Raw genomic sequence first — 4,924 nt, forward strand, 5'->3', positions numbered from 1 at the left:
AAACTTATGACAACGAAACCTGGAGAGAGTGCATAACTCTCTCAGGGTTCGTAGAAAGGAAAGGCTATGCACAAGAATATCTATGTATCCATTATTTCTTTCTTCTTGCTGATTGCCATATTCAGCGGAGTGATGATACACAGTCATTTCAAAGAAGCAAATGAGCAGGAAGAACTCTATGAAAGCCTTGCCCAAATCGTTGAAAGAACAGAAACGAGTCCTGAAACAGAAGCGCCCATGCCAACTACACCACCCGAAAGTGGCGAGTTGGTTATGCTTCCTGAATATGCAGAACTCTATGAGCAGAACAACGATTTGGTTGGTTGGATCTGCATTGAGGATACCAAAATCAACTATCCCGTAATGCAGTCCGTTGACAACCCGAATTTTTACCTGAAGCACGGTTTTGACAAAGCCTATACCGATTATGGTTGTCCTTATGTTGGAGAAAATTGTGATGTTTCTAAGCCATCTGACAACGTGATAATTTACGGTCATCATATGAAAAACGGCTCTATGTTTTCTGACCTTGAGAAGTTCAAGAAAAAAGACTTTTGGGAAGAACATAAGACCTTCAGCTTTAACACTCTATATGAAAAGCAGACCTATGAAGTGATCGCCGTTTTCAAGACCGTAGTTTACACCGGCTCAGCAAACGAGTTTAAGTATTTTCAGTTCTCGGATGCCCAAACACCGGAACAGTTTGACGAGTATATCGCTAAGTGCAAAGATAAGGCACTCTATGATACGGGTGTATCTGCCGAGTACGGCGACAAGCTCATTACACTTTCCACTTGCGAATATTCCAACACCAACGGTCGGCTTGTTTTGGTTGCGAAAAGAGTTGTTGACTAAGCCTTTTCACTTCTCAGGAAAGGAGGTTTACAATGGCAGATATTAAAACAAGAGATGTAGTCAAAGGTTCAATCAAGACCATTGATAAAGCCGCCGTTGCCGGAGAGCGAATGAAGCAGGCGTATATCTCTACCAAAGACCGAGCAGAACACAGTACCTATGCAGCTGAAAACTCGGTTGATGAATATGCTTCTGATAAGTATGAGCGTGGTGTTGACACCGCAGTTCACGAAGGTATCCACCAATTCGACAAAGCAGGTCGTAAGGGGTTGGAAACCACAAAGGACAATATTCACAAAGCGAAAGACGGCATAGACCGCTTCAAAGAGAAACGAGCTGAAAAGGCTCTTGAGAAGCAGGCTGAGAAAGTTGGCGACAAGGCGGCTAAAACTGCCGAGAGAACCACAGAGCATACAGTAAGGCAAACGGGTTCAAAGACTGTAAAGACCGCTGAGAAAGCCACTACAAAGACCGTAAAGCAGTCTGCAACTTCGGCGGGAAAGAAAACCGTTAAGACAGTCGGTAAAGGTACGGTCAAGACTACGGGCAAAACCGTAAAGACCGCAGAACGTACCGCAAAGACGGCTATTAAGACTTCACAAGAAGCGGCAAAGGCGGCTCAGAAAACTGCTCAAGCGACTGCTAAAGCCGCAAAAGCGGCGGCTCAGGCAGCACGGGCGGCGGCCAAAGCCGCAGTCGTAGCGGCGAAGTGGCTTGTCAAAGCAACGGTTGCCGCAGTTAAGGCTATCATAGCCGCAGTTAAAGGACTTGTAGCTGCTATTGCCGCAGGCGGTTGGGTTGCCGTTGTTATTATCATTGTAATATGCCTTGTGGCTCTCATTCTTTGCTCGGTGTTCGGTATCTTCTTCTCAGGAGAGGATTCAGGAACGGGACAGACTATGCAGACTGCCGTTCAGGAAATCAATACCGAGTATGACAACAAGCTCTTGGAGATCAGAAACGGAACAACTTACGATGTGCTTGAAATGAGTGGCAGTCGTGCAGTTTGGAAAGATGTACTTGCCGTGTATGCGGTTAAGACAAACACCGATCCCGATAACCCTCAAGAGGTTGCCACAATGGACGATAACAAGAAACAACTGCTCAAAGACTTGTTTTGGGAAATGAATGAAATCAGTTCCCGAACAGAGAGTGTGTCGGAAACCGTGATAACCGAAACTGATGACGGAAACGGAAATATCGTGCAGACGGAAACGACTGTAACGAGAACCTATCTGTATATCACGGTTACGCATAAGACCGTTGATGAAATGGCTTCACAATATGGCTTTAATCAGGAACAGAAAGATTACCTGACAGAACTGTTAAAACCCCAAAACAATTCACTTTGGGCGGCGGCTCTGTACGGTATCAACTATTCGGATGACCAAATCGTAACGGTGGCTCTCACACAGATAGGTAATGTTGGCGGAGATCCTTATTGGAGTTGGTACGGCTTCGGCTCAAGAGTTGAATGGTGTGCCTGCTTCGTATCTTGGTGTGCTAACGAGTGCGGATATATCGACACAGGTGTTATTCCGAAATATGCAGGCTGTGTAAACGGTGTGCAATGGTTCAAAGATAGAGGTCAATGGATTGACGGCTCTGCCGAACCCGTTGCGGGTATGATTATCTTCTTTGATTGGGATTCTCCCGATGGTGAGTCAGGACCGCAAGACGGTCTATCCGACCATACGGGTATCGTTCAGAAAGTCGAGAACGGAATTGTCTATACTGTTGAAGGTAACTCCGGTGATAGTGTAAGACAGAAACAATACTCTGTTGGCTATTATGAAATTCTCGGTTATGGTGTACCGCAGTATTAAAAACGAGAAGTCGCCCCTTGTGGGCGGCTTCTTTTTTTATTTGGTTGTTAAACTCTCAAAAATGTCTTGTTTACCGATATAAAAACCTTTATTTTTTGCAGATGCAACTGCGAGTTGCTAATCTTCCAAGACGGATTGGTGGAAAAATACATACATTTGCGTTATAATAAAAGCAGAAAATAGAACGGAGGAACCGTTATGAGTATCGGAAATAATATTTATAAACTACGAACATCGAAAAATTTATCACAAGGAGATCTTGCAGATCGGCTCGATGTATCAAGGCAATCTGTTTCAAAATGGGAAACAGATGCTGCCGTTCCGGATTTGGATAAACTTATGAAACTCTGTGACGTTTTTGAAGTATCGCTTGATGAAATCACAGGTAGAGAAACTCACAAACAAGAACATATTGAAATAACTAAATCTGAAACAAAGAGTTCATCTGCTCAAAAAATAATTGGCTACATACTTTTTGCTTTTTCTCTTTTGGTGGGACTGATCCTTTTAATTTGGGGTTATAACCCCGGTGACTACATTATTCTCTTACCCATAGCACTGTCTTTTTTGATAAGTGGATTGCTATGCTTGTTTGCCGGAAAAAAAGCATTTTATTGGTGTATATGGACTGCTCTTGCTCCTTTAGTTGTTCTGATACCATTTTTAGTTGGACTTTCTTTTTTGCCAGTGCTTTCCGTATCGATGTTGATGGTATTTGTGATAATGCTTTTTGTTGCTAATATTGTTTTTAAGGATACCATCGTTAAGACGTCTGCAAAAAAAACGGTATTACTTGTTTTGTCGTGGATATTACCACTTGCGATATATGTGCTTGAATACTATATTTGCACGATGCCTATGCCATCCTATACTGATTACAATACGACGATAGAACTATTACTAAATTTTATATGTTATGTCCTGATAGCACTTCTTGAAACTTATACAGTCTGCTATGTTAAAAATTTAAGAAAGAAATAACAGTAAAGGCATCGTTCGGCGGTGCCTTTCAATTTGTTTTCAGAAATGTCACATTTCAAAATGTCAAGAACTCTTGACATTTTGCTTTGTTATGCGTATAATGAAAATGTAAAAAGGTCTTTACATTTTCTGTGAGGTGATATTTATGAAAAACTTTTTTAAGAAACTCGGCTTTCGTAAGATGGATGAAATGGAACAGCAAATAGCTTTCAAAGCACAAAGGAATGCTTTGGTTTTTCTCTTGGCTGCTTTATTTGTTTGGACTTTATATGAATCATATAAGGTTTATGCTTTCCACACTTCACTAAACCTTATCCCTTGTTTTCTTCTTGTTGTAGCGTCAGGTATCCAAACGCTTTCACAACTCATTATGACACGGAATGCGGTTAAGGATGATGAGGACTCATTTGAAACATCCCCATTATTGAAGATCATAATTTGGGTATGTGTTGTAGTTGGAGTAATTGTAACTATCGGCTCAGCAATTATCATTATGGGTGTGAAATTATGATAAACAAGATTAAGGAGCTTCGCAAAGCCGGTGGCTATCGGCAGGAAGATCTCGCAGAAGCATTAGGAGTTTCTCGTCAGACAATCATAGCAATAGAAAATAATAAGTATAATCCAACCCTTGAACTTGCAATGAAAATGGCACGTCAATTAAATACAACGGTTGAAGAACTGTTTGAATTGGAGGACTGAGTATGAAAAAGAAATTATTAGCGTTGATACCTTATACGATTGCATTAGTCTTGAATTTCTATGTATTACCCTTGTTGATTAAGGATACCGGAATGGGTATGTTGATGATGTTAATGGTAATACCGCTTATTACCTTTATTTGCGCCGTTATCTATGGGGTTCGTCAAGGGTTTGATTTCCTGTTCCCGATTGTAGCAACGGTCTTATTTGCGCCTACAATCTTTATTTTCTATAATGCTTCGGCGTGGGTTTACATTATTGCTTATGCGGTAATTGCTCTTGCAGGGAACGGTATCGGCAGGATCTTCTATAAAAAAAGATAATAGCGAATGTAGTAGAATATCTATCCGTCTTAGGAGGTGTGAATAATGAAAAAGATAATTAAGTCGTTCACTTTTTGGTTTGTTATTTTAGGCGTGGCTGTTGTAATATTGAATATCCTCAACCTTGATGATATGAATATTCTAATGATTGGATTGAATCCGATACTTAATCTGCTAAGCAGTTCAAGATTGGATATTGCAGCTATTCCTTACTTGTGGCACATCCTGAGCTTATTG

General features: G+C 41.1%; 6 protein-coding genes and 1 pseudogene. All 7 read left to right on the forward strand.

All coding sequences use genetic code 11. The annotated features are described in order from the left end of the window. The first annotated feature begins 66 nt into the window (after positions 1–66). Positions 67–855, forward strand: a complete 789-nt coding sequence (gene srtB, locus ACJMMI_RS07960) for a class B sortase (RefSeq protein ID WP_405354794.1) — start codon at positions 67–69, stop codon at positions 853–855. A gap of 32 nt (positions 856–887) precedes the next feature. Next, positions 888–2,681, forward strand: coding sequence for a CHAP domain-containing protein (locus ACJMMI_RS07965; protein ID WP_405354796.1), 1,794 nt, complete (start codon positions 888–890; stop codon positions 2,679–2,681). Between the two features lie 198 nt (positions 2,682–2,879). Beyond that, positions 2,880–3,662 (forward strand): helix-turn-helix domain-containing protein, encoded by a 783-nt coding sequence (locus tag ACJMMI_RS07970; protein ID WP_405354797.1) that lies wholly within the window; start codon positions 2,880–2,882, stop codon positions 3,660–3,662. 145 nt (positions 3,663–3,807) lie between these two features. Beyond that, on the forward strand, positions 3,808–4,173 hold the full coding sequence (locus ACJMMI_RS07975; RefSeq protein WP_405354799.1) for a hypothetical protein: 366 nt from the start codon (positions 3,808–3,810) through the stop codon (positions 4,171–4,173). Continuing rightward, positions 4,170–4,364: a helix-turn-helix transcriptional regulator gene (locus ACJMMI_RS07980; protein WP_405354800.1), complete on the forward strand. Its 195-nt coding sequence runs from the start codon at positions 4,170–4,172 to the stop codon at positions 4,362–4,364. The genes ACJMMI_RS07975 and ACJMMI_RS07980 overlap by 4 nt, the downstream gene beginning before the upstream one ends. Before the next feature lie 2 nt (positions 4,365–4,366). Beyond that, on the forward strand, positions 4,367–4,687 hold the full coding sequence (locus ACJMMI_RS07985; RefSeq protein ID WP_405354801.1) for a hypothetical protein: 321 nt from the start codon (positions 4,367–4,369) through the stop codon (positions 4,685–4,687). Positions 4,688–4,732: 45 nt separating this feature from the next. Then, positions 4,733–4,924, forward strand: a pseudogene (locus tag ACJMMI_RS07990) (hypothetical protein); the annotation flags it as partial.

Source organism: Ruminococcus sp. (assembly GCF_045129435.1).
Classification (GTDB): Bacteria; Bacillota; Clostridia; order Oscillospirales; family Acutalibacteraceae; genus Ruminococcoides.

What these genes read in the sequence shown, in the direction of transcription:
- srtB (WP_405354794.1), top strand. Translation starts at nt 67, where the DNA reads ATGCACAAGAATATCTATGTATCCATTATTTCTTTCTTCTTGCTGATT.
- ACJMMI_RS07965 (WP_405354796.1), top strand. Translation starts at nt 888, where the DNA reads ATGGCAGATATTAAAACAAGAGATGTAGTCAAAGGTTCAATCAAGACC.
- ACJMMI_RS07970 (WP_405354797.1), top strand. Translation starts at nt 2,880, where the DNA reads ATGAGTATCGGAAATAATATTTATAAACTACGAACATCGAAAAATTTA.
- ACJMMI_RS07975 (WP_405354799.1), top strand. Translation starts at nt 3,808, where the DNA reads ATGAAAAACTTTTTTAAGAAACTCGGCTTTCGTAAGATGGATGAAATG.
- ACJMMI_RS07980 (WP_405354800.1), top strand. Translation starts at nt 4,170, where the DNA reads ATGATAAACAAGATTAAGGAGCTTCGCAAAGCCGGTGGCTATCGGCAG.
- ACJMMI_RS07985 (WP_405354801.1), top strand. Translation starts at nt 4,367, where the DNA reads ATGAAAAAGAAATTATTAGCGTTGATACCTTATACGATTGCATTAGTC.